Origin of the sequence: Mesorhizobium sp. GbtcB19 (assembly GCF_019091085.1) — a bacterium.
Classification (GTDB): domain Bacteria; phylum Pseudomonadota; class Alphaproteobacteria; order Rhizobiales; family Rhizobiaceae; genus Mesorhizobium.
The window spans coordinates 428,432-451,364 of sequence record NZ_JAGXJY010000002.1 but is presented as its reverse complement, the minus strand read 5'-3'; the positions used below and the strand labels follow the sequence as shown (position 1 = coordinate 451,364).

Sequence of the window (22,933 nt, the reverse complement as noted above, 5' to 3'; positions counted from 1 at the left end):
CTCGCGCGATCGCTGGCGGAAAACCGCCGCGCGCTTCCCCCGGGATCGCCTTAGACACCCAGCGACTTCAGCTTGCGGTGCAGCGCCGAGCGCTCCATGCCGATGAACTCGGCAGTCTTCGAGATGTTGCCGCCGAAGCGGTTGATCTGGGCGATCAAATAGTCCTTCTCGAATTGCTCGCGCGCCTCGCGCAACGGCAGGGCCATGATGTGCTGGTCCGATTGGTTGGGCGTGCGTGGCATCACGTCGCCGATCTCGGAAGGCAGGAGGTCCGCCGTGATCGGCGCATCCGCTTCCCCGCCACGCGCGAGAATCATCAGCCGCTCGACATTGTTGCGCAACTGGCGAACGTTGCCCGGCCAGTTATGGGCCTGCAGCACCGCCAGCGCATCGTCACCGATGCGGCGCGGCTTGATGCCGGCCTGGCGCGCGATCTGCTTCATGAAATTGTCGACGAGATAGGGAATGTCCTCACGCCGCTCGGCGAGCCCCGGCACCATGACCGGAACCACCGCCAGTCGGTGGTAGAGGTCCTCGCGGAAGCGGCCGTCGGCGATCATGGCTTCGAGATTTTGCGAGGTCGAGGAAATGATGCGGACATCGACCTTGACGCGCTTGGTGCCGCCCACCCGTTCGAATTGCTGCTCGACCAACACGCGCAGGATCTTGTTTTGCGTTTCGCGCGGCATATCGGCGACTTCGTCGATATAGAGGATACCGCGATGCGCCTCTTCCAGCGCGCCCACCTTGCGCTCGGTGCCGTTCGATTCGGTGCCGAACAGCTCGATCTCCATGCGCTCGGGCGTGATGGTGGCGGCGCTCAGCGTGACGAACGGACCGGTCTTGCGCGACGACAGCGCATGGATGGCGCGCGCGGTCAGTTCCTTGCCCGAACCGGACGGACCGACGATCATGACGCGGCTGTTGGTCGGCGCGACGCGCTCGATCGTCTGCCGCAACTGGCTCATCGCCGACGACATGCCGATCAGGTCGAAGGTCTCGCCGCTGCGCTGCTTGAGGTCGGAGACCTCGCGCCGCAGCTTGGATGTTTCCAGCGCGCGTTCGGCGATCAGGATCAGGCGATCGGCCTTGAACGGCTTCTCGATGAAGTCGTAGGCGCCGCGCCGGATGGCCGACACCGCCGTTTCGATGTTGCCGTGACCGGAAATCATCACCACCGGCATGCTCGGATGCATGGTCTTGATCTCGTCGAGCAGTGCCAGGCCGTCGAGGCGTGAGCCCTGCAGCCAGATGTCGAGGAAAATCAGCCGCGGCGCGCGATCGGCAATTGCCGCAAGCGCGCTGTCGGCATCATGTGCCGTGCGGGTTTCGTGGCCCTCGTCGCTCAGGATACCGGCGACAAGTTCGCGGATGTCTTCCTCGTCATCGACGATGAGAATGTCAGACGCCATTACCGACCTTTTCAGTTTCTCGTTCGTGTTCGCTTCGACCTTCACCGCGTGGCGGCGCGGTTACGACCGTCGACGGGGGCAGGATGATCGAGATCATCGCGCCCCGGCCGCCGTGGAAATCCGCTGGCGCGTCATGCAATTCGAGACGGCCGCCATGGTCTTCCACGATCTTCTTGACGATAGCGAGGCCAAGCCCAGTGCCCTTCTCCCGCGTCGTCATATAGGGCTCGAGAAGCCTTTGGCGATTCTCGCGCGGCAGCCCCTTGCCGTTGTCGATAACGTCGATTCGTATGGCGCCATCTTGGCGTCCAGCCTGAATCCGGATTGTGCCGTCCGAACGATTTTCCGCATCAAGTCCGTCGATCGCCTCGGCGGCGTTCTTAATGACGTTGCCGAAGGCCTGCGCCATCAGGCGGCTGTCGAATGTGCCCTTCAGCGGTTCGTTGCCGAAGTCGCGCTGGAAGGCGATGTCGGAGCGGCTGACCTCGACCAGGAAAGACGCCTCGCGCAGCGATTCACGCAGATCGATCGTCTTCATCTCCGGCTTTGGCATGCGGGCAAAGGCGGAGAATTCATCGACCATGCGGCCGATGTCCTCGACCTGGCGGATGATGGTGTCGGTGCACTGGTCGAAGACCTCGCGGTCCTCGGTGATGACCTTGCCGTAGCGGCGCCTGATGCGCTCGGCCGACAGCTGGATTGGCGTCAGCGGGTTCTTGATCTCATGCGCGATGCGCCGCGCCACGTCCGCCCAGGCCGACGAACGCTGCGCCTGTACGAGATCGGTGATGTCGTCGACCGTGACCACATAGGATTTCTCTTCCTCGCCGTCGTCTGCGGCCTCGACAGTGACCTGGACATTGAACGTGCGCTCCAGGCCGGTGCGGAAGAAGGTCACCTGCTCGCGATAGACCGGCTTGCCGGACTGCCGCCCGATCTCGAAGACGCGGCCGACCAGGGGCAGGACCGCCGAAAGGTTCTGGCCAAGCGCCGCATTCGCCGAAATCGCCAGCATGGTTTCGGCCGAGCGGTTGACGATGGTGATGATGCCGTAAGGGTCGACGCCGATCACGCCGGCGGTGACGCCGGCCAGCACCGCCTCGGAGAAACGCCTGCGCTCGTCGATAAGATCCTTGGCCGAGAGCAGCTCGTTGCGTTGCGATTTGAGCTCCAGGATCATGTTGTTGAAGGTTTCGCCGAGCGAGGCGACGTCGCCATCGGACTGGCGCACCGGGACGGCAACGTCGAGATTGCCGGTCGCCACCTCGTCGGCGGCGCCGATCAGTTGGCGAATCGGCCGCACGATCCGGTCGGCAACCGCAATGCCGGTCCAGATCGCCGACAGGGTGATGATCAGCGTCAGCGACAGATAAGGCAGCGCAAAGGCTACCTGCGAGGTCCGGCGGTTATCCTCGAGATTGCGATATTCGTCGGTGTTGGACCTGACTATCTGGCGCGCCTTGATCACGTCGGGATCGACCAGCCGGATCGTGTACAGGTATAGCCCTTCGATCTCGCGCAGCTTGATGATGGCGCCCATGATGTTGCGGGTGCGCGGCTCGATCAGCACCGGCTTGCCGTCGGCCGCGCTGTCGACAGCACCCGACGGAGGCTCGGGCATGGCGAAATCGGCATCGGTCTTGGCGTTCATGACGAACGAGCCGTCGGGCTTGATCAGGGCGGCGTGCGCCAGCCCGCGGCCAACGGCTTCCTTGTTCAGCAAATCGAGGAAACCGCCGCGGTCGAGACCGTAGAGCGTGCGCGAAGCATCGAGATCGTAGGCCATCGACAAAGTCGTGCCCTGCAGGTTGCGCGCGTTCTCCTGAACATAGGCGTCGGCAATCGACAGCGACGAGTTGACGATCGTCTTGGTGCGCATTTCGAACCAGCGGTCGAGGCCGATGTCGAGCGTGATCGAGGCGATGATCGCCACCATGATCGCCGGAATGGCGGCAACCAGCGCGAACATTGCGACGATGCGCACATGCAACCGCGAGGCGGCCCTGCCGTGGCGCCGCGCCAGGACGATGCGACGCACCTCGCGGGCGATCAGCGCGATCAGGAACAGGACGAAAACGGCATTGGCCGCGATGAGGGCCCAGGTCGTGTCGGCGGTCGGCGCGATCGGGGTGGCGCCGACCAGGATCGCAAATGAGATGGCGGCCGTGATCACCGCGCCGAGGATGGCGACCACGCCGGGCAGCGCCAGCAAACGCCGGGCGTCACCCGTGCCGGTGTGGCTGAAAAGCGGTTGGTTCAGGATTGGAGCCTCAGCTGCCATGTCGTGGTACAGAGTCGGTCATTGCGTCGGATGTATGCAACGCATTGTGGCGATTATGCAACAAGTGTGGCCGGGACGGAAATCTTTCCCCCGCCAATTCGGCAAAAAGGGCCAATTCACCAAAAGGCGCCAATTCGCGCGGTGGCGTTACGGCTGCCTGGTCGATTTGTAGACGTTGACGCCAAGCTCGCGGATCTTCTTGCGCAGCGTGTTGCGGTTGAGCCCCAAAAGCTCGGCCGCCTTGATCTGGTTGCCCCGCGTCGCCGTCATCGACGCCAGCACCAGCGGATACTCGACCTCGGTCAGAATGCGCTGGTAGAGCCCGGCCGGCGGCAGTTCGCCGGCGAAGGAGGCAAAATAGCGCTGCAGGAAGTGCTCGACCGCCTGACCGATCGACAGATCGTCGGGGATGAGCGCGCCGCCGTCCGGCACGACCGGCCTCTCGCCGGTTTTCAGCTCGGAGTCGATGATCTCCGACGAAATCTCGTCCTGCGAGTAGAGGGCGGCCAGCCGGCGCACCAGGTTTTCCAGTTCGCGCACATTGCCCGGCCAGGGATAGCGCTTCATAAGCTCGATGCCGCCGGCCGAAATGCGCTTGGTCTGCAGGCCCTCGCTGGCGCCTTGCTTGAAGAAGTGCCGCACCAGGTCGGGAATGTCCTCGGAACGCTCGCGCAGCGCCGGCAATCTCAGCGGCACAACGTTGAGGCGATAGAACAGGTCTTCGCGGAAGAGGCCTTGGTTGATCAGCGTGCGCAGGTCCTTGTTGGTGGCCGCGACGATGCGCACGTCGGTCTTGATCGGCGTGCGGCCGCCGACCGTGGTGTATTCGCCCTGCTGCAGCACGCGCAGCAGCCTGGTCTGCGCTTCCATCGGCATGTCGCCGATCTCGTCGAGAAACAGCGTGCCCCCCTCCGCCTGCTCGAAGCGGCCGCTGGAGCGGTTCTGGGCGCCGGTGAAGGCGCCCTTCTCATGGCCGAACAGTTCCGATTCGATGAGGTCGCGCGGGATCGCCGCCATGTTGATGGCCACGAACGGGCCGCCACGGCGGCGGCCGTATTCGTGCAGCGCACGCGCCACCAGCTCCTTGCCGGTGCCCGACTCGCCGCTGATCATGACGGTGAGGTCGGTCTGCATCATGCGCGCCAGCATGCGGTAGATGTCCTGCATGGCGGCAGAGCGACCGACCAGCGGCATCGTCTCCGGCTGATCTTCCGGCCGCGCATCGAGTTTCGGCCGCTTCGGCTCGGCCAGCGCCCGGTTGACGATGTTGAGCAGCTCCGTCAGGTCGAAGGGCTTCGGCAGATATTCGTAGGCGCCGGTCTCGGAGGCGCGGATGGCGGTCATGAAGGTGTTCTGCGCGCTCATGACGATGACCGGCAGTTCGGGCCGTGCCTTCTTGATGCGCGGCAGCATGTCGAAGGCGTTTTCATCGGGCATCACCACATCGGTGATGACGAGATCGCCCTCGCCCGCCGCTACCCAACGCCACAGCGTCGAGGCATTCGAGGTGACGCGCACCTCATGGCCGACGCGCGACAGCGCCTGATTGAGCACGGTGCGGATGGCCGCATCGTCGTCGGCGACGAGAATATTGCCGCGAGCGGTCATGTGCGGTCTCCTTCAGCTTCATCACCGGCGCCTGGCGCGGTCTCCTTCCAGGCCGGAAGCAGGATGCGGAACGTCGTCCCACGCGGCGTGGAATCGCATTCGATGATGCCGCCATGTTCGCCGACGATCTTGGCGACCAGGGCGAGCCCGAGCCCGGAGCCGTTCGGCTTGGTGGTGATGAATGGATCGAACAGGATCGGCAGGATGTCTTCCGATACGCCTGGGCCGTTGTCATGCACGCAGAATTCCAGCGGCAGCGAGACGCGGTCCTGCGTTCCAGGCACCGAGACGCGGATGCCCGGACGGAACGCCGTCGAGAGCACGATCTCGCCGTGCGGATCGGCGCCGATCGCCTCGGCTGCATTCTTGACCAGATTGAGGAAGACCTGGATCAGCTGATCGCGGTTGGCGAAGACCGGAGGCAATGATGGATCATATTCCTCCAAGATCTTGATCCGTCTGGCAAAACCGTTCTTGGCAATCGCCTTCACATGATCGAGCACGACATGGATGTTGACCGGATAGCGCTCGATCGGCCGCTCGTCGGAAAACACTTCCATGCGGTCGACCAGCGAGACGATGCGGTCGGTCTCGTCGGTAATCAGCCGGGTCAGCGCGCGGTCTTCATCGGAGGCGGAAAGCTCGAGCAATTGGGCGGCGCCACGGATGCCGGAGAGCGGGTTCTTGATCTCATGCGCCAGCATGGCGGCAAGACCGGTGACGGAGCGCGCGGCGCCGCGATGCGTCATCTGGCGGTCGATCTTGTCGGCCATCGACCGTTCCTGGAACATGACGACGACGGAACCCGGAAACTCCGGCACCGGCGCGACATAGAGGTCGACCATCTTCTCGATGCCGAGGCGTGGCGACGAGACGTCGACGCGGTATTCGTTGACCGGCGCGCGGCGCTCGCGCACCTGGTCGACCAGCGTCAGCAGCGGGCTGCCGAACGGCACCAGCTTGGGCAGCGTGTTGCGAGCAAGCATGTTCGCGCTGGAGCGGAAGAAGTCCTCGGCGTCCGCATTGGCGAAGGTGATGAAGCCATCGGGATCGACCATGATCACCGGGCGGCGGATGGTGTTGAGCACGATGTTGGCGGCATCCGCCATGCCAGTCGGCTGGGGGACGTCCGCCTTCATGCCGCGCTCCGCAGGCTGGTCGATTGTGCGCCGTCGACAAACACGCGGCGCAATTCGGCGACGACGTCGCCCGGCTCGAAGGATGTGAGGATGCGTTTGCGCTGCTCGGCGCAAACATCGGGAGCATGACGGTCGAGATACCAGCCAAGATGTTTTCGCGCCTGGCGCAGCCCGCTTTCAGCGCCGTAGAGCGAAAGCATGTCCTCGTAATGCAAGACGACGTAATCGATTAGTTCTTGGGGCGTTTGCGGAATGCCTTGTGTCTTTGCACCGCCCACGGCCGTCGCAATGCCGCCCGCGACCCATGGCGCGCCGTAATGCGCGCGGCCGATCATCACGGCATCGGCGCCGGACTGTTCGAGGATCGTCGCCGCCTCTTCCGGCGAGCCGACATCGCCATTGGCCACCACCGGGATCGAGACCGCGTCCTTGACGCGCGCGATCGCGCGCCAGTCGGCCTTGCCCTGGTAGAATTGGCACCGCGTGCGGCCATGCACGGTCACCATCTTGACGCCGGCCTGTTCGGCACGCCGCGCCAGCATCGGCGCATTGAGCGCGCTCTCGTCCCAGCCGAGCCGCATCTTGACCGTCACCGGCACCGAAACGGCGCCGACCACCGCCTCGATCAGCGACAGCGCATGGTCGAGATCGCGCATCAGCGCTGAACCGGCATAGCCTCCGGTCACCTTCTTCGCCGGGCAGCCCATGTTGATGTCGATGATGTCGGCGCCTTCGCCTGCCGCGATTCGCGCGCCCTCGCCCATGTGCGCAGCTTCACGACCGGCAAGCTGCACCATATGCACCGGCAGGCCGGAGTGACGGATGCGCAGGTCGCAGCCGGCCCGCCCCTTGGCCAACTCGCCGCTCGCCACCATTTCCGACACGACCAGGCCCGCGCCATGCGCGTGGGCGCGCCGCCGGAACGGCTCGTCGGTGATGCCAGACATCGGCGCCAGGAAAACGCGATTACGGATTCTCACGCCGCCGACATCAAGTGGCGATGCCAATGTGGTCAGTTCTGCCATGCACAAAAACCAAGCATGTTCAATCGTTGCACATTCTCTAGCCAGAAGTGTGGCATTGTGCAACGCGCAATGACGTCACATTAAGGCGCATTTTGGAAAAAGCTGGCCTTCGGCCATCACCCCGACTAGGACCGATCGGAATGAGCGAGGCAAGCGAAAAGCAAGCGGCGAGAACGATCGGCGGGATCGGGGTGGTGATCGTCGCCGCCGGCCGTGGCGCGCGCGCCGGACAGGCCGACGGTCCCAAGCAATATCAGCGCATCGGCGGCCGCGCCGTGATCGCGCATACGCTGGATATCTTCCTCTCCCATCCGATGATCGGCCCGGTGGTCGTGGCCATCCACGCCGACGATGCCGAACTGTTGCAGCGCTCGGCGGGAGCGCATGCCGACCGTCTCATCACCGTTATCGGCGGTCCATCGCGCCAGGCCTCCGTCCGGCTCGGTTTGCTCGCCCTGCGGGACCGGGCGCCCGCAAAAGTGCTGGTGCATGACGCCGTGCGACCGTTCGTCGACGCCGGGCTGATCGACCGCACCATCGAAGCCATCGGCGAGCGCCAGGGCGCGCTGCCGGCGCTGCCCGTCGCGGACACGCTGAAGCGGGAATCAGCGACCGGCATGATCGACGAGACGGTGTCGAGAGCCGGTCTGCATGCCGCGCAGACGCCGCAAGGCTTTCCGTTCTGGCCGCTGCTTGCCGCGCATGAAAAGGCGCATCACCTGGGCAAGGCGGAGTTCACCGACGATGCGGCGATCGCCGAATGGGCACATATTCCGGTCAAGATCGTTCCGGGATCGCCGGACAACGTCAAACTCACCTGGGCAAGGGATATTGCATTGGCCGACCAGCGGCTCTCGAGCGCTCAGCAGCGCTTCCCGGATATTCGCACCGGCAACGGCTACGACGTGCATGCGTTCGAGCCAGGCGACCATGTCACGCTCTGCGGCGTCGCCATTCCCTACGAGCGAAAACTTTCAGGCCACTCCGACGCCGATGTCGGGCTGCATGCGCTGACCGACGCGCTGCTCGCCACCTGCGGCGCCGGCGATATCGGCACGCATTTCCCGCCATCGGACCCGCAATGGAAGGGTGCGGCCTCAAAAATCTTCGTCGAGCACGCGGCAAAGCTGGTGCGCGAGCGCGGCGGCCGTATCGCCAATGCCGACATCACGCTGATCTGCGAGGCGCCGCGCGTCGGGCCGCATCGCGCGGCAATGACGCAAGCGCTTTCGGCCATGCTCGGCATTGCGCCAGAGCGCATTTCGATCAAAGCAACGACCAATGAGAAGCTCGGCTTTGTCGGGCGCGGCGAAGGCATAGCGGCGATCGCCACGGCCAGCGTCGTCTATCCGGGCGAGGTGCCGGCATGAGCAACGCTGAACTCGCAAACGCCCTGCTCCAGGCCTGCCAGCAGCGCGGCATCATGCTGGCGACCGCCGAAAGCTGCACCGGCGGGCTGATCATCGCCGCGCTGACCGATATCGCCGGATCCTCCGCCGTGGTCGATCGCGGTTTCATCACCTATTCCAACGAAGCCAAGATGGAGATGCTCGGCGTCTCCGCCGCCACGCTCGAAGCGCATGGCGCGGTGTCGCGCGAGGTGGTGCTGGAGATGGCAGCGGGCGCGCTGGCGCATTCGCAAGCCAGCCTCTCGCTTGCCGTCACCGGCATCGCCGGCCCGGGCGGCGGCTCGGCGGAAAAGCCGATCGGCCTTGTCTGGTTCGGGATTGCGCTTGCCGGACAGCCGGTTGTGGCCGAACAGCAGCTGTTCGGCCACAAGGGTCGCGAATTCATCCGGCACGAGACGGTGCGCCACGCACTGCAACTCGGGCTGCGCGCGCTTGGAACTGCCTAACCGATTTAAGCTTGGACGCCCGTCGGATTAGAGTGCGGAAGCCAAATGGACCATAGCCAGTCGGCAATCGATGCCCGCATCACGATAAAATAGTCCCCGATCCACGACCATAGATAGAGACTGAGACAAATATTGATCGCGGCGACCGTATAAAGCCATCGCTTCTGTTCCGGGTCGGGCCTGTTCGTAAAGAGGACTATCAGGATCGCGAGCGCGGGCGGCACGACAAGAAATGGAATGACGCTCAGCATCCATGCCAGCACCGACGCTGGATCGCTTCCCGCCATAGCCGGAGCCAGCCTTCTCAGTCCGGCCTGCTTCGCGTCCAAAACTGCCCATTCCAACGACAGAACCGCGCCACAAGTAGGACAGGTGCTGACACCGCTGACAGTTTCCCCAGAACAGGACGGGCACAAACCTGTCGAGGACGTCAAATCTCCCTGATCGAACGCCACATCAACCTCTTGGCGAGATCGGTGCGGCCCCGGCAAGAAGCATGTGATAGCGGAGGTTCATTGCCTTTGCGGTCTTGTAGGCATCGACGGCCGACCAAATCCATATGATCCACCCCAGCAGCACAAACCAGAGCGCGATCATCAAAACGAACATCAAGATGCCCTTACCTATCTGCCCATTGTAGAATTGCCCAAGACCACAGATGAGGAGAGAAAGGATAAGAGCGACGCCTGCCGATTTGTTGGCCGCCGCGCCGTCGAGAAGGACACCGGCAACGCCGTAGCCCGGTTGTGGCCCAAGATTGTTCGTCACCTGGACAATAGTCGCGCCTTCGGCGGCGCTGACCCGGCTGTCTGAACTTGCCCTCGCAGGGGGCGCCGCGACTTTCGTGGTTTCAAAGAAACCTCGGAGAACGGGGTCGTCCTTGGCGGCTTTCCAAGTCGTCCCGCCAACAGGAACCACCTGTGCGCTACCAGTTACACGGCCCTCTCTGGCAAATTCTCTAATTTCGTGCCCGCTATATGGCCCGTAATTCTTGCCTTCGATGTTCAAATGCCAGGAACCATCGAGAGGATGTGGCGGAGCACTGGAAGTTGAATTCGGAATGTTTCCAGCGGCTGCAGGCAGTCGTGAATTTTCCCCAGATTGTTCGGTCATAAAATCCCCCTAAGCCCGCAATCATTTTTAACGGGTATCGGCCGGAAAGCAACGAATATCTAGCGCGGTAGTTGAGCCAATAATAGCGTGAGAAACCCCCGGGCCCCTGTAGCTCCGCAAAGTTGCTATATTGGCCTAATCTCGATTAGACCGCCGACCCATAGATGACATCGGCCCGCTTCTCGAAAGCTTCCGAGAACATGCGGAAGGCGCGGTCGAACATCGTGCCCATGACAGCGCCGAGGATACGGCTCTTGAATTCGTAATCGATGAAGAAATGCACTTCGCAGCCACCGGCCGCGGGATCGAAGCGCCAGATGTTGCTGAGATATTTGAACGGGCCGTCGATGTATTTGACGTCGATGGCGTGTTCGGCCGGATTGAGCAGCACCTGCGTCGTAAAGGTCTCGCGGATCGCCTTGTAGCCGATGCTCATATCGGCAACCAGGATGGTGCGGCCGTCGCGCTCCTTGCGCGAGCGTACGGTGAGCGATTCGCAGAGCGGCAGGAATTGCGGGTAGGTCTCGATGTCCGCAACCAGCGCGAACATCTCGTCTGCTGTATGCGCGACGCGGCGTGTCGCCTCGAATTTCGGCATTGAAGGTCAGCTGGCCTTCGCGAGTTGCGCCTCGCGCGCCGCGCGCAGCCTGGCGAAATCCTCGCCGGCATGGTGCGAGGAGCGTGTCAGCGGGCTCGACGCCACCAGCAGGAAGCCCTTGGTCTTGCCGACCGTCTCGTAGGATTTGAACTCGTCGGGCGGGATGAAGCGGATCACCGGATGGTGCTTCTTCGAGGGCTGAAGGTACTGGCCGATGGTCATGAAGTCGACATTGGCCGAACGCAGATCGTCCATCAACTGCAGCACCTCGTTCCGCTCCTCGCCGAGGCCGACCATGATGCCGGATTTGGTGAAGATCGACGGGTCGATCTCCTTGACCCGCTGCAAGAGCCGGATCGAGTGGAAATAGCGAGCGCCGGGACGGACCGTCAGGTAGTTCGAGGGCACGGTTTCGAGATTGTGGTTGAAGACGTCGGGCTTGGCGGCAACGACGATCTCCAGCGCGCCGTCCTTGCGCAGGAAGTCGGGCGTCAGGATTTCGATCGTTGTCGACGGCGTTGCCGCGCGGATGGCGCGGATGACGTCGGCGAAATGCTGCGCGCCGCCATCGGCGAGATCGTCGCGGTCGACCGAGGTGATGACGACGTGGCTCAGGCCCATTTGCTTGACAGCGTGCCCCACCCGCGCGGGCTCATCGGGGTCGAGCGCGGTCGGAATGCCGGTCGCGACATTGCAGAAGGCGCAGGCGCGCGTGCAGATCTCACCCATGATCATGAAGGTGGCGTGCTTCTTGTCCCAGCATTCGCCGATATTCGGGCAGCCGGCCTCCTCGCACACCGTCACCAGCTTGTGCGACTTCACGATCTCGCGCGTCTCGGCATAGCCCTTCGAGACCGGCGCCTTGACGCGGATCCAGTCGGGCTTGCGCAGCACTTCCTGGTCGGGCCTGTGCGCCTTCTCGGGATGCCGCGGGCGCGGCCGGTTGGCGATCGTGTCTACGACTGTGACCATCTCAAACCCTTCGCGGCCTTGATTTTCAGCCGCCATCCATCGTCATCTAGGACTTTTCGCGGCAAAGAAAAAGGCCGCGCCGGCGCATGCCGCCACGGCCGTTTTCGCATAACAGCTTCCGTTCAGCGGCGAACAAGCCGCCCCACGAAGATCAGCAGGCAGGCGCCGATGAAGCCGGTGATCAAATAAGCGACCCAGCCGACGCCGAACGACTGGATGTTGAGAGCCTGCAGGATCGCGTTCAGCACGATCGCGCCGACGATGCCCATGATGATGTTCATGAAGATGCCGGTGTTGCTCTTCATGACCATCTCGGCCAGCCAGCCCGCCAGGCCGCCGACGATGATGGCTGCGATCCAGCCGACGCCATTCAAATGCATATGCCAGTTCCTCCTCGATCAGGTGAAAATGCATCCGGGTACGTACTGCCTTGCCGTCAGGTTTCTCCGGCTGCCGCGTGTGAGTCTCGCGCAGCCAATTTATCACGCGTTCAAAGCGCGGCCATAGGCGTCGAGCACGCTCTCCTTCATCATCTCCGACAGCGTCGGGTGCGGGAAGATCGTGTGCATCAGCTCTTCCTCGGTCGTCTCCAGGTTCATCGCCACGACGAAGCCCTGGATGAGCTCGGTCACCTCGGCGCCCACCATATGCGCGCCGAGCAGCTGCCCGGTCTTCTTGTCGAAGATGGTCTTAATAAAACCCTGGTCTTCGCCGAGCGCGATCGCCTTGCCGTTGGCGCTGAAGGGGAAGCGGCCGACGCGGATGTCCTTGCCTTCGGCCTTGGCCTTGGCTTCGGTGAGGCCTACCGACGCGACCTGCGGGCTGCAATAGGTGCAGCCGGGGATCTTCAGCTTGTCGATGGCATGCACGCCGGGGACATTGGCTATTTTCTCGATGCAGATGACGCCCTCATGCTCGGCCTTGTGGGCGAGCATCGGCGGGCCGGCGACGTCGCCGATGGCATAGATGCCCGGCACGTTGGTCTTGCCGTAGCCGTCGACGACGACGCAGCCGCGGTCGGTCTTCACGCCGAGCGTTTCCAGGCCGAGGTTTTCGATGTTGCCCTGCACGCCGACGGCCGAGATCATGCGGTCGGCGGTGATCTTCTCGACCTTGCCGTCCTTCATCTCGACATGCGCGGTGACGGAGTTCGCGCCCTTTTCGACCTTGGTCACCTTGGCTTCGAGGATGATCTTCATCCCCTGCTTCTCGAACTGTTTTTGCGCGAACTTCGAGACTTCGGCGTCCTCGACGGGCATCACGGCCGGCAAGAGTTCGATCACGGTCACGTCCGCCCCCATGGTGCGATAGAAGGACGCGAATTCGATGCCGATGGCGCCGGAGCCCATCACCAGCAGCGACTTCGGCATTTCCTTCGGCACCATGGCTTCGAAATAGGTCCAGATCAGCTTGCCGTCCGGCTCGATGCCGGGCAGCGCGCGCGGCCTGGCGCCGGTCGCGAGAATAATGTGCTTGGCCGTGTAGGTGCCCTCGCCCTTGACGCCTTTCGGCACCGGCGGCTGCGGCTCCATCGCCTTCTTCGCGGTCTTGGACACGACGACCTCGCCGGGCTTGGAGAGCTTGGCCTCGCCCCAGATGACGTCGACCTTGTTCTTCTTCATCAGGAAGCCGACGCCGGTGTTGAGCCTAAGCGACACTTTTCGCGAACGGTCGACCACGGCAGCCGTGTCGGGGCTGACCTTGCCGCCTTCGAGCTTCAGGCCGTAGTCCTTGAGATGATCCGAATAATGCATGATCTCGGCCGAGCGCAGCAGCGCCTTGGTCGGGATACAGCCCCAGTTGAGGCAGATGCCGCCAAGATGCTCGCGCTCGACGATCGCCGTCTTGAAGCCGAGCTGCGCGGAACGCACCGCCGTGACATAGCCGCCGGGGCCTGAGCCGATGATGATGACGTCGTAGGATTCAGCCACGGGTTTCTCCCTGATCATTTCGGAGGGTTAGAGTTCCAGCATCACTCGCACGAGTGGCGCCAGCGCCTTGCCGATGCGCCGCGTGTTCTCGGCATCAAGATGGACGCCGTCGAGCGGCGTGGTGGTCGCCACCGTGCCGGCGTCGAAGAAGCCGCAGCCGGCCTCGTCGGCAAGCAGTGAATATTGCGGTGCCAGCCGCTTCGAGGCGTCGTCGCCGCCGGCGAACATTTCCTTGAACTCGGCATTGTCGGTGCGCGTCACCGCCGGCGGCGCGACGATGAGGATCTGCGGCGCGTCCCAGTCGAACGGGTAGTCATGACCGCGCACGATATCGATCAGGCGCTGGATGCCCTGCTTGGCGGCGACCGGATTGCCGTGGATCCACGGCTTCATGTCGTTGGCGCCAAGCATGATGACGATGAGGTCGAGCGGCGCATGGCTGGTCAGGATCGTCGGCAGGACGCGGGCGCCGTTGCGATCGGCGCCGGCCAGATGGTCGTCGAAGGCCGTGGTGCGGCCGTTCAGTCCCTCGGCGATGACCTCGACGTCGCTGCCAAGCTCAGCCCCGAGCACGCTCGGCCAGCGGTCCTCCAGCGCATGACGACCGAGGCTGGCGGCGTCATAGCCCCAGGTCAGGGAGTCGCCATAGCAAAGAATTGTCTTCACGCTTTTGCCCCGCTTCTACCAAACCCCGCTGGAGAACGTTTTAGCCGCCAGCGCACGAACAGCCATTGCACGACGATGGCCACGACGCCGGGCAGGATCAGCCCGGCAATAATCGACAGGTCACTTGCGGTCGCCCGGTTCTCGGCCGGCACCGAGAACGTCCAGCCGGCGAGCGCGACCAGGATGATCGCGAAGATAGCAAGCAGCCACCAGGCCATCCGGTCGACCGCCCGGATCGGCTCGGCGCGGAACTGGACCAGAAAGAAGCCGATCGTCACGACGATGAGGATCATCACCGTCGCCGCGAAGACCAGAATGTATTCTTCCGTCGCACCGGTGAGCACGGCCAGTTCCTGAACCACCAGCCCGCCGGCGAAACCGGAAAGGACGAAGGCGAAAAGGCTGGTGAAGAATTTCCGCACCGCCTTTTCCCTTCTTAGACCAGCATGCCCATCGGGTTTTCGATCATGCGCTTGAAGGCGCCGAGGAGTTCGGCGCCAAGCGCCCCGTCGACGGCACGGTGATCGGTGGACAACGTCACCGACATCACGTTGGCGATCTTGATCTCGCCATTCTTCACCACCGCCCGCTGCTCGCCCGCGCCGACCGCCAGGATCGTCGCATGCGGCGGGTTGATGACGGCGGCAAAATCCTTGATGCCGAACATGCCGAGATTGGACACCGCCGTCGTGCCGCCCTGGTACTCTTCCGGCTTCAGCTTGCGGCTGCGGGCGCGGCTGGCAAGGTCCTTCATCTCGTTGGAGATGGTGGACAGCGTCTTTTCATCGGCGTGGCGGATGATCGGCGTGATCAGGCCGCCGGGGATCGAGACGGCGACGCCGACATCGGCGTGCTTGTGTTTGACCATGGCGCTGTCGGTCCACGACGCGTTCGCATCCGGCACCGCCATCAGCGCCATGGCCATCGCCTTGATCACCATGTCGTTGACCGAGAGCTTGTAGGCCGGGGCCTCGCCTTTTTCCGTCTTCTTCGTCGGCGCGGCGGCATTCAACTGCGTGCGCAGCGCGAGCAGCGCGTCGAGCTCGCAGTCCAGCGTCAGGTAGAAATGCGGGATGGTGGATTTCGCCTCGACCAGACGCCGCGCAATGGTCTTGCGCATGTTGTCGTGCGGCACGAGCTCGTAGGAGCCTTCGGCGAACAGCTTCAGCACCTGGTCGTCCGACATCGGCTTCGGCGCAGGGGCCGGAGCTGCGGGAGGCGCGCCGGCCGGAGCCTTGGCTGCAGGTGCCTTCGCGCCGCCGGAAGAGATCGCCGCCTCGACATCGGCCTTGACGACGCGGCCATGCGGGCCGGTGCCTGTCACGGCGGAAACATCGACGCCGGCATCCTTGGCGATGCGACGGGCCAATGGCGATGCGAAGACGCGTTCGCCGCCGGCGTGGCCATTCGCAACCGGAGCGGACTCGGCCTTGGCAGGTGCGGGCGCCGCAGCGGCTGCAGCCGGCTTCGGCGCTTCCTTGGGCACCTCGGCCTTCGGTGCCTCGGCCTTGGGCGCGGCGTCGCCGCCGGCCTTGGCGGCGGCGCCGGCATCCTCGCCCTCGCCGGCCAGAATGGCGATCAGGGCGTTGACCTTGACGCCTTCGGTGCCGGCGGGAACGACCAGCTTGGCGACCGTGCCTTCATCGACGGCTTCGACTTCCATCGTCGCCTTGTCGGTCTCGATCTCGGCGATCACGTCGCCCGGCGAGACCTTATCGCCTTCCTTGACCAGCCACTTGGAAAGATTGCCCTCTTCCATCGTGGGCGAAAGCGCCGGCATGGTGATATTGATTGGCATCGCTCACTCCTGAATGAATTTGAACAGGCCGCGCATGACGGTCAGCGTGGCGACGATGAATACCGGCGGCAGGACCCCGAAATGGAAGCTGCTTTTGCTCATTTCGAGGCTCATCATGCCACCGGTTTGATCGACCTGCGCGGAGCCGGTCGCAACAACTGCCAGGACGAGCGAAGCAGCACCGCTCAGCATCAACAAAATCGCGTCGAACTTCCCGGTTACCGAGCGCACCAAGAAGGCCACTGCAACGGTAGGTACAATGACGGCGGCCAGAACCCAGAGAGACGGCATCCGCGTTGTCTCCTAGCGATAGGTGACAGCTTTGACTGCTTCAACTACTTCGCCGACATTTGGCAAGGCCAGCTTTTCGAGGTTCGCCGCGTAAGGCATCGGCACGTCCTTGCCGGCGATGGTGATCACCGGCGCATCGAGGAAGTCGAAGGCGCGCTGCGAGACCTGGTTGGCGATATGGTCGCCGACCGAGCTCTGCGGGAAACCCTCTTCCACCACCACCAGGCGGTTGGTCTTCTTCACCGAAGCGATGATGGTGTCGAAGTCGAGCGGGCGAACCGTCCTCAAATCGATGATCTCGGCGTCGATACCCATGCCACGCAGTTCTGCCTCGGCCTTGACCGCATAGGTCATGCCGATGCCGAAGGAGACGATGGTGACGTCCTTGCCCTTCTTGTGGATGCGGGCCTTGCCGATCGGCAGCACGAAATCATCGAGCTTCGGCACGTCGAAGGACTGGCCGTAGAGGATCTCGTTCTCAAGGAAGATGACCGGGTTCGGATCGCGGATCGCCGCCTTGAGCAGACCCTTAGCGTCGGCCGCCGTGTAAGGCATCACCACTTTGAGGCCCGGAATGTGGCTGTACCAGGCGGCATAGCACTGCGAGTGCTGCGCCGCGACGCGGGCCGCCGCGCCGTTCGGGCCACGGAAGACGATCGGCGCGCCCATCTGGCCGCCGGACATATAGAGCGTCTTGGCCGCCGAGTTGATGATCTGGTCGATCGCCTGCATGGCGAAGTTGAAGGTCATGAACTCGACGATCGGCTTTAAGCCCGCCATCGCGGCACCGACACCGACGCCGGCAAAACCGTGCTCGGTGATCGGGGTGTCGACCACGCGGCGCGGCCCGAATTCCTGCAGCAGGCCTTGCGTGATCTTATAGGCGCCCTGGTACTCGGCGACCTCCTCGCCCATGACGAAGACGTCGCCGTCGCGGCGCATTTCCTCGGCCATGGCGTCACGGAGCGCCTCGCGCACCGTGGTCGAGACCATCTCGGTGCCGGCGGGAATATCCGGATCGGCGGCGACTTCCGTCTTCGGCGCGGCGGCGACAGGCGCCGCGGCCTCGTTCTTGGCGGCAGCGGGCGCCGGCGCCGGCGCGGCTTCAGCCTTGGCAGGCTCTTCCTCGCCGATGCCTTCGCCGGCCTTGTCGACGTCTTCGCCGTCGACGGCGAGCACGGCGATCACCGCGTTGACCTTGACGCCTTCGGTGCCGGCGGGAACCACGATCTTGGCGAGCGTGCCTTCGTCGACGGCTTCGACTTCCATCGTCGCCTTGTCGGTCTCGATCTCGGCGATGACGTCACCGGCGACAACCTTGTCGCCCTCGTTCTTCAGCCATTTGGACAGATTGCCCTCTTCCATCGTCGGCGAGAGCGCGGGCATGAGAATTTCGATCGGCATGTCCTTGCCCTCTCCTTAGAGTACGATGTCGGTCCAGAGCTCGGACGGATCCGGCTCCGCGTCGTGCTGGGCGAATTCGGCGGCGTCGGCGACGATGTCGCGGACTTCCTTGTCGATGGCCTTGAGCTCGTCCTCGCTCGCCCATTTCTTGTCGAGCAAGCGCGCCCTGACCTGCTCGATCGGGTCGTGCTCGGAGCGCATCTTCTGCACTTCTTCCTTGGAGCGGTATTTTGCCGGGTCGGACATCGAGTGGCCGCGGTAGCGGTAGGTCTGCATTTCGAGGATCAGCGGGCCGTTGCCGGCACGGCACCATTCGGTGGCGAGGTCGGCCGCCGACTTCACGGCGCGCACATCCATGCCGTCGACCTGAATGCCGGGGATCTTGAAGGAAGCGCCGCGATGCGAGAAATCGGTCTCGGCCGACGAGCGCGACACGGAAGTACCCATGGCGTAGCGGTTGTTCTCGATGATGTAGATCACCGGCAGCTTCCACAGCGAGGCCATGTTGAAGCTTTCATAGACCTGGCCCTGATTGGCGGCGCCGTCGCCGAAATAGGTCAGCGAAACATTCTTGTTGTCGCGGTAGCGGTTGGCGAAGGCGAGGCCGGTGCCGAGCGACACCTGCGCGCCGACGATGCCGTGGCCGCCGTAGAAATGCTTCTCCTTGGAGAACATGTGCATGGAGCCGCCCTTGCCCTTCGACAGGCCGCCGCGGCGCCCGGTGAGCTCGGCCATGACGCCGCGCGGCGACAGCTCCATTGCCAGCATGTGGCCGTGGTCGCGATAGGCGGTGATCATCTGGTCGCCTTCGATCAGCGCCATCTTCATGCCGGTGACGACGGCCTCCTGGCCGATATAGAGGTGGCAGAAGCCGCCGATGAAGCCCATGCCGTAGAGCTGGCCGGCCTTCTCCTCGAAGCGGCGGATCAGGAGCATATGCCTATAGGCGGAAAGCTCGTCTTCCTTGGTGAAATCGGCCGGCTTGGGCGCTGACAGATTATGCTGTTTGTCGGATCTGGATTTGGCGGGCGCTTTTTTGGCGGCGGTGGCCATGCGTCACTCCCTGTTGGCGTCTCTTTGCGGACATTCAGGGAGATCGATCGCCTCCCCACCGATTTGCGAGAAGCTAACATGCAAGGATGCATTGCGCCATGCTGAAAAATGCATGGCTGGCATGCATCTAAGCGATTAGAATCATTGCGAATAACAACGATTAACCGAAATTCGGTTATTTCGTCGAGACGGGCAGCATGATGGTGATTTCGTCGGGTTGGGAGAGATTGAGCGCCTTTCGGGCCTGCTCGTCAAGCATATCCTTCTCCAGCGTGCCCTCATGCATCAGCTGCACGCGGCGCTCGAAGTCGATCCGGCGCGCCTTGACGGCATCGAGTTGCGCCTGCAATTCGACCTTGCGGGCTTCAAGCCGGTATTTGGAATAGATGCCGAATTCACCGTGATAGGCGTGGAAGCCGAAATAGGCCAGGAAGAGCACGCAGAGCGAGGGAATGATCAGCCTGCCGGTGTTTCTCTGCTTGTGCTGACGTGTCCACATACCCGAACCCTCGCGGCCGCGAACGCAAGCGACCATGAGTCGTATTTCGCCCGATTGTGCTTAATGGACGGTTACAGGCGGCCCGATCCGGGATGTCCGGAAACGAAAAAGGGCGGGAATAACCCCGCCCTTTTCGAAACGTTCGACCAGGCTGATCAGCCTTTGACCACCGACTTGCCGGCGTAGCGCGCCTGCTTGCCGAGCTCTTCCTCGATACGGATGAGCTGGTTGTACTTGGCCATGCGGTCGGAACGCGACAGCGAACCGGTCTTGATCTGCCCGCAATTGGTGGCGACCGCGAGATCGGCGATGGTCGAATCCTCGGTCTCGCCCGAGCGGTGCGACATGACGGCGGTGTAGCCGGCCTTGTGCGCGGTCTCGACGGCGTCGAGCGTCTCGGTCAGCGAACCGATCTGGTTGACCTTGACCAGGATCGAGTTGGCGACGCCCATGCGGATGCCGTCGCGCAGCCGCGCCGTGTTGGTGACGAAGAGATCGTCGCCGACGAGCTGGGTCTTCTTGCCGATCAGGTCGGTCAGGATCTTCCAGCCTTCCCAGTCGTCCTCGGCAAGGCCGTCCTCGATGGTGATGATCGGGTAGTCGGAGGCGAGCTTGGCGAGATACTTGGCCTGCGCCTTCGGATCACGGGTCTTCTTCTCGCCCTCATAGACGTAGTTGCCGTCCTTGAAGAACTCGGTCGCGGCGCAATCGAGACCGAGCGCAACGTCCTCGCCCGGCTTAAAGCCGGCCTTCTCGATCGATTCCATAATGAAATCGAGCGCCGACGGCGCGCTCTTCAGGTTCGGGGCGAAGCCGCCTTCGTCGCCGACATTGGTGTTGTGGCCGGCATCCTTGAGCTTCTTGCGCAGCGTGTGGAAAATCTCCGAGCCCCAACGCACGCCGTCGCGCAGCGTCGGCGCGCCGATCGGCAGGATCATGAATTCCTGGAAGTCGATCGGGTTGTCGGCATGCGCGCCGCCATTGATGATGTTCATCATCGGCACCGGCAGGATATGCGCCTTGGTGCCGCCGACGTAGCGGTAGAGCGGCAGGCCGGCAGCCTCGGCCGCGGCCTTGGCGACCGCCAGCGACACGCCGAGGATGGCGTTGGCGCCGAGACGGCTCTTGTTCGGCGTGCCGTCGAGCTCGATCATCGTCTGGTCGATATGGATCTGGTTCTCGGCCTCCATGCCGCCGATCGCCTCGAACAGCTCGCCATTCACGGCCTCGACGGCGCGCTGAACGCCCTTGCCGAGATAGCGCGGCCCGCCGTCACGCAGCTCGACCGCCTCATGCGCGCCGGTCGATGCGCCCGACGGCACCGCGGCGCGGCCCATCGAGCCGTCCTCCAGCACCACGTCGACCTCGACGGTCGGATTGCCACGGCTGTCCAGGATTTCACGCCCGACAATGTCGATGATGGCGGTCATTTGCGATGTCCCCGATTGATCGATTGAAGCGTCGCGCCCCTCTTAGCCAAAGCGGAGCAAAAGGCAATCGGCGCGCCCGCAATTATTGCCGCGGGCGGGATTCACGAAGCGCAAATTTCTGTCATCATAAGTCATGCGCGCCGCGCGGTCTTCTCGTCTATGGTCGCGTTCGCGCGGGGCGAAACAGGAGGAGTTTCGCCATGTCCCAGTTGAGCGGTATCGTGAGTTTGTTCCTGATCGCGGCGGCGTTCCTGACGTCCTGCGACAGCCAGAAGCCCCAGCAGAGATCAATGCAGCTGTCACCGCTCTACGCGGCGGAGTAGTTCAAAACGTCGAAGGCCCCGGCTTTGCCCGGGGCCTTTCGTTTTCAGCGCGCCACCAGCCATCAATGCCAGTAGGGCTTCACATGGTAGTACTGGAATGAGGCATCGCGAGCGGCTTCGCCGTCGGAACCGGTCAGCTCCTTGATCGAGTATGCGGGCGCGGCCTGCAGCTGCTCCTTGGTGAATGGCACGACGTAGCCGCCTTGATTCTCGTCATAGTCGAGGGTCGCCCACGGAACCGCGTGGTACTTCTCGCCCATGCCGAGAAAGCCGCCGAAGCCGATCACGGCGAACATGATGCCGTTCGACATCTTGTCGAGCATGACGTCCTCGATGCTGCCGATGCTCTTGCCCTCGGCATTATAGACGGAGGTGCCGATGACGCGCGAGGCGGCAATGGCTTCGGTGTGCCCGGACGGGGTGGTCATGGTGGTGCTCCTCTTTGTCGTTGCGATACGGTGACAATGAGGGGCGCGGACGAAAGTTCCGGCTTGCAGCTCAGCTGTCGGTAAGGATGAAGGTGACCTTCATATTGACGCGGTAGGCAGCGATCTTGCCGTCCTCGACGACGATCTTCTGGTCCTGGATCCAGGCGCCCTCGACATTCTTCAGCGTCTTTGAGGCGCGCGCGATGCCCTTCTCGATGGCATCCTGAAAGCTCTTCTTGGACGACGACGTGATTTCGGTGACACGGGCAACGGACATGGCTTCCTCCTGCCAAGACGCTCAGTTACGGGGCCAAGCCTATAGCCGGCCACCCTTCACGACAAGCTTAGCGGATGCGGCCTCGCCATTGTCACAGCGGCGCACGGCATGGCATTGTCACGTCAGGGAGTGGCGATGGGCGGCACGCGCAATCGGCGGCAGACGACCATGCAGGCGCCGGCGCCGGTGGTCGACGCCAACGCCGCCAATGCGTCCACCGGATATTTCTTTGCCGGCGGCATGGGCCTGATCGGCGTATTGATCGTCTGGTATTTCGAACTCCCGCTCAACTTCGACGTCACGGATCGCGAATTCAATCCGCTTGTCTTCATCCCCGTCGTCTTCGTCGCCATCGCGTTCTACGCGTTGCTGAAGGCGATCCGCGACACCTTGCGGTTTCGCAAGTTCGGTACGACGACACTGATGGCTGGAACCGCGGTGCCCGGAGGGCGCTTCGAAGGTACGGTGCGCTCGAGCCGCGATCTGGCTCCGAGCGGCGACTACACCGTGCAACTGAAGTGCATCCGCACCTATCGGGTCGGTGGACCGATCGTGAGTACCAGCGGAGCGCAAAAATCGACCTACAAGGACGAGCTCAAATGGCGCGAAACGATCGTCGTGCCTAGTACATCGGTCCGGTCGAGCACCGGTATTCCCCTCGCCTTCCAGATTCCGCCGGACGCGCTACCCTCGAAAGGGCCGCCGATCTATGAACGGGTCCATGGCAATGTGCGATGGATACTGACCGTCAGCGCTCCGATGCCCGGGCTGAATTACTACGCTGTCTTCGCAATTGACATGACTGGCGCGGGTCACGGCGAATGACATGA

Annotated in this window: 25 protein-coding genes; 4 read left to right on the top strand and 21 right to left on the bottom strand. The window is 63.3% G+C overall.

All coding sequences use genetic code 11. From position 1 onward, the window contains the following. Positions 1 to 50: 50 nt before the first annotated feature. The 5 genes from KVT37_RS06270 to dusB form a co-directional block, all read right to left on the bottom strand. Entirely contained in the window at positions 51 to 1,412 is a 1,362-nt protein-coding gene (locus tag KVT37_RS06270) for a sigma-54 dependent transcriptional regulator (protein WP_217570677.1), read from the bottom strand. Then, entirely contained in the window at positions 1,402 to 3,693 is a 2,292-nt protein-coding gene (locus KVT37_RS06265; protein WP_217570675.1) for a PAS domain-containing sensor histidine kinase, read from the bottom strand. Before KVT37_RS06265 ends, KVT37_RS06270 begins: the two co-directional genes overlap by 11 nt. A gap of 147 nt (positions 3,694 to 3,840) precedes the next feature. Further along, on the bottom strand, positions 3,841 to 5,301 hold the full coding sequence (gene ntrC / locus KVT37_RS06260; RefSeq protein ID WP_217570673.1) for a nitrogen regulation protein NR(I): 1,461 nt from the start codon (positions 5,299 to 5,301) through the stop codon (positions 3,841 to 3,843). After that, entirely contained in the window at positions 5,298 to 6,440 is a 1,143-nt protein-coding gene (locus KVT37_RS06255; protein ID WP_217570671.1) for a nitrogen regulation protein NR(II), read from the bottom strand. The genes ntrC and KVT37_RS06255 overlap by 4 nt, the downstream gene beginning before the upstream one ends. Then, a complete protein-coding gene (dusB, locus tag KVT37_RS06250; RefSeq protein WP_217570669.1) occupies positions 6,437 to 7,465 on the bottom strand; it encodes a tRNA dihydrouridine synthase DusB in 1,029 nt (342 codons plus the stop codon). Before dusB ends, KVT37_RS06255 begins: the two co-directional genes overlap by 4 nt. A 140-nt stretch (positions 7,466 to 7,605) precedes the next feature. On the opposite strand from dusB, the gene KVT37_RS06245 reads away from it, so the two are divergent. Next, a complete protein-coding gene (locus tag KVT37_RS06245) occupies positions 7,606 to 8,835 on the top strand; it encodes a bifunctional 2-C-methyl-D-erythritol 4-phosphate cytidylyltransferase/2-C-methyl-D-erythritol 2,4-cyclodiphosphate synthase (RefSeq protein ID WP_217570667.1) in 1,230 nt (409 codons plus the stop codon). Continuing rightward, positions 8,832 to 9,320 carry a CinA family protein gene (locus KVT37_RS06240; RefSeq protein WP_217570665.1) on the top strand — a complete coding sequence of 163 codons (489 nt, stop codon included), beginning with the start codon at positions 8,832 to 8,834 and terminating at the stop codon, positions 9,318 to 9,320. The genes KVT37_RS06245 and KVT37_RS06240 overlap by 4 nt, the downstream gene beginning before the upstream one ends. Before the next feature lie 5 nt (positions 9,321 to 9,325). Here the strand turns inward: KVT37_RS06240 and KVT37_RS06235 are convergent, their stop codons facing one another. The 14 genes from KVT37_RS06235 to eno form a co-directional block, all read right to left on the bottom strand. Beyond that, positions 9,326 to 9,649, bottom strand: a complete 324-nt coding sequence (locus KVT37_RS06235; RefSeq protein ID WP_254633830.1) for a hypothetical protein — start codon at positions 9,647 to 9,649, stop codon at positions 9,326 to 9,328. A gap of 127 nt (positions 9,650 to 9,776) precedes the next feature. After that, positions 9,777 to 10,433 (bottom strand): GYF domain-containing protein, encoded by a 657-nt coding sequence (locus KVT37_RS06230; RefSeq protein ID WP_217570662.1) that lies wholly within the window; start codon positions 10,431 to 10,433, stop codon positions 9,777 to 9,779. A 145-nt stretch (positions 10,434 to 10,578) separates the two neighbouring features. Continuing rightward, positions 10,579 to 11,031, bottom strand: a complete 453-nt coding sequence (locus KVT37_RS06225; RefSeq protein WP_217570660.1) for a type II toxin-antitoxin system RatA family toxin — start codon at positions 11,029 to 11,031, stop codon at positions 10,579 to 10,581. Positions 11,032 to 11,037: 6 nt separating this feature from the next. Next, complete coding sequence (gene lipA, locus KVT37_RS06220; RefSeq protein ID WP_217570658.1) at positions 11,038 to 12,003, bottom strand: lipoyl synthase; 966 nt, start codon at positions 12,001 to 12,003, stop codon at positions 11,038 to 11,040. A 122-nt stretch (positions 12,004 to 12,125) separates the two neighbouring features. After that, the gene (locus KVT37_RS06215; protein ID WP_042642286.1) at positions 12,126 to 12,383 is read right to left on the bottom strand and encodes a GlsB/YeaQ/YmgE family stress response membrane protein; all 258 of its coding nucleotides are present in this window, start codon (positions 12,381 to 12,383) and stop codon (positions 12,126 to 12,128) included. 102 nt (positions 12,384 to 12,485) lie between these two features. After that, complete coding sequence (gene lpdA / locus KVT37_RS06210; protein WP_217570656.1) at positions 12,486 to 13,934, bottom strand: dihydrolipoyl dehydrogenase; 1,449 nt, start codon at positions 13,932 to 13,934, stop codon at positions 12,486 to 12,488. Positions 13,935 to 13,961: 27 nt separating this feature from the next. Next, complete coding sequence (locus KVT37_RS06205; RefSeq protein ID WP_217570655.1) at positions 13,962 to 14,600, bottom strand: SGNH/GDSL hydrolase family protein; 639 nt, start codon at positions 14,598 to 14,600, stop codon at positions 13,962 to 13,964. Further along, entirely contained in the window at positions 14,597 to 15,022 is a 426-nt protein-coding gene (locus KVT37_RS06200) for a hypothetical protein (RefSeq protein ID WP_217570653.1), read from the bottom strand. The genes KVT37_RS06205 and KVT37_RS06200 overlap by 4 nt, the downstream gene beginning before the upstream one ends. Positions 15,023 to 15,036: 14 nt before the next feature. Beyond that, positions 15,037 to 16,398, bottom strand: coding sequence for a pyruvate dehydrogenase complex dihydrolipoamide acetyltransferase (locus KVT37_RS06195; RefSeq protein WP_217570650.1), 1,362 nt, complete (start codon positions 16,396 to 16,398; stop codon positions 15,037 to 15,039). 3 nt (positions 16,399 to 16,401) lie between these two features. Next, entirely contained in the window at positions 16,402 to 16,689 is a 288-nt protein-coding gene (locus KVT37_RS06190) for a hypothetical protein (protein ID WP_112129182.1), read from the bottom strand. Positions 16,690 to 16,701: 12 nt separating this feature from the next. Further along, on the bottom strand, positions 16,702 to 18,093 hold the full coding sequence (locus KVT37_RS06185) for a pyruvate dehydrogenase complex E1 component subunit beta (protein ID WP_217570648.1): 1,392 nt from the start codon (positions 18,091 to 18,093) through the stop codon (positions 16,702 to 16,704). Between the two features lie 15 nt (positions 18,094 to 18,108). Continuing rightward, positions 18,109 to 19,146 carry a pyruvate dehydrogenase (acetyl-transferring) E1 component subunit alpha gene (pdhA, locus tag KVT37_RS06180; protein ID WP_217570646.1) on the bottom strand — a complete coding sequence of 346 codons (1,038 nt, stop codon included), beginning with the start codon at positions 19,144 to 19,146 and terminating at the stop codon, positions 18,109 to 18,111. Between the two features lie 175 nt (positions 19,147 to 19,321). Next, positions 19,322 to 19,645 (bottom strand): septum formation initiator family protein, encoded by a 324-nt coding sequence (locus KVT37_RS06175; RefSeq protein ID WP_217570644.1) that lies wholly within the window; start codon positions 19,643 to 19,645, stop codon positions 19,322 to 19,324. A gap of 155 nt (positions 19,646 to 19,800) precedes the next feature. Continuing rightward, positions 19,801 to 21,075 (bottom strand): phosphopyruvate hydratase, encoded by a 1,275-nt coding sequence (gene eno, locus KVT37_RS06170; RefSeq protein ID WP_217570642.1) that lies wholly within the window; start codon positions 21,073 to 21,075, stop codon positions 19,801 to 19,803. 200 nt (positions 21,076 to 21,275) lie between these two features. Between eno and KVT37_RS33775 the strand changes: the two genes are divergently transcribed. Further along, the gene (locus KVT37_RS33775) at positions 21,276 to 21,398 is read left to right on the top strand and encodes a hypothetical protein (protein WP_306796738.1); all 123 of its coding nucleotides are present in this window, start codon (positions 21,276 to 21,278) and stop codon (positions 21,396 to 21,398) included. A gap of 62 nt (positions 21,399 to 21,460) precedes the next feature. On the opposite strand, the gene KVT37_RS06165 is transcribed toward KVT37_RS33775, so the two are convergent. Both KVT37_RS06165 and KVT37_RS06160 read right to left on the bottom strand, forming a co-directional pair. Then, positions 21,461 to 21,826 carry a PRC-barrel domain-containing protein gene (locus KVT37_RS06165; RefSeq protein WP_217570640.1) on the bottom strand — a complete coding sequence of 122 codons (366 nt, stop codon included), beginning with the start codon at positions 21,824 to 21,826 and terminating at the stop codon, positions 21,461 to 21,463. A 70-nt stretch (positions 21,827 to 21,896) separates the two neighbouring features. After that, positions 21,897 to 22,103: a dodecin family protein gene (locus KVT37_RS06160; RefSeq protein WP_217570638.1), complete on the bottom strand. Its 207-nt coding sequence runs from the start codon at positions 22,101 to 22,103 to the stop codon at positions 21,897 to 21,899. A gap of 108 nt (positions 22,104 to 22,211) precedes the next feature. Between KVT37_RS06160 and KVT37_RS06155 the strand changes: the two genes are divergently transcribed. Beyond that, positions 22,212 to 22,928, top strand: coding sequence for a hypothetical protein (locus tag KVT37_RS06155; protein ID WP_217570636.1), 717 nt, complete (start codon positions 22,212 to 22,214; stop codon positions 22,926 to 22,928). Positions 22,929 to 22,933 lie beyond the last annotated feature (5 nt).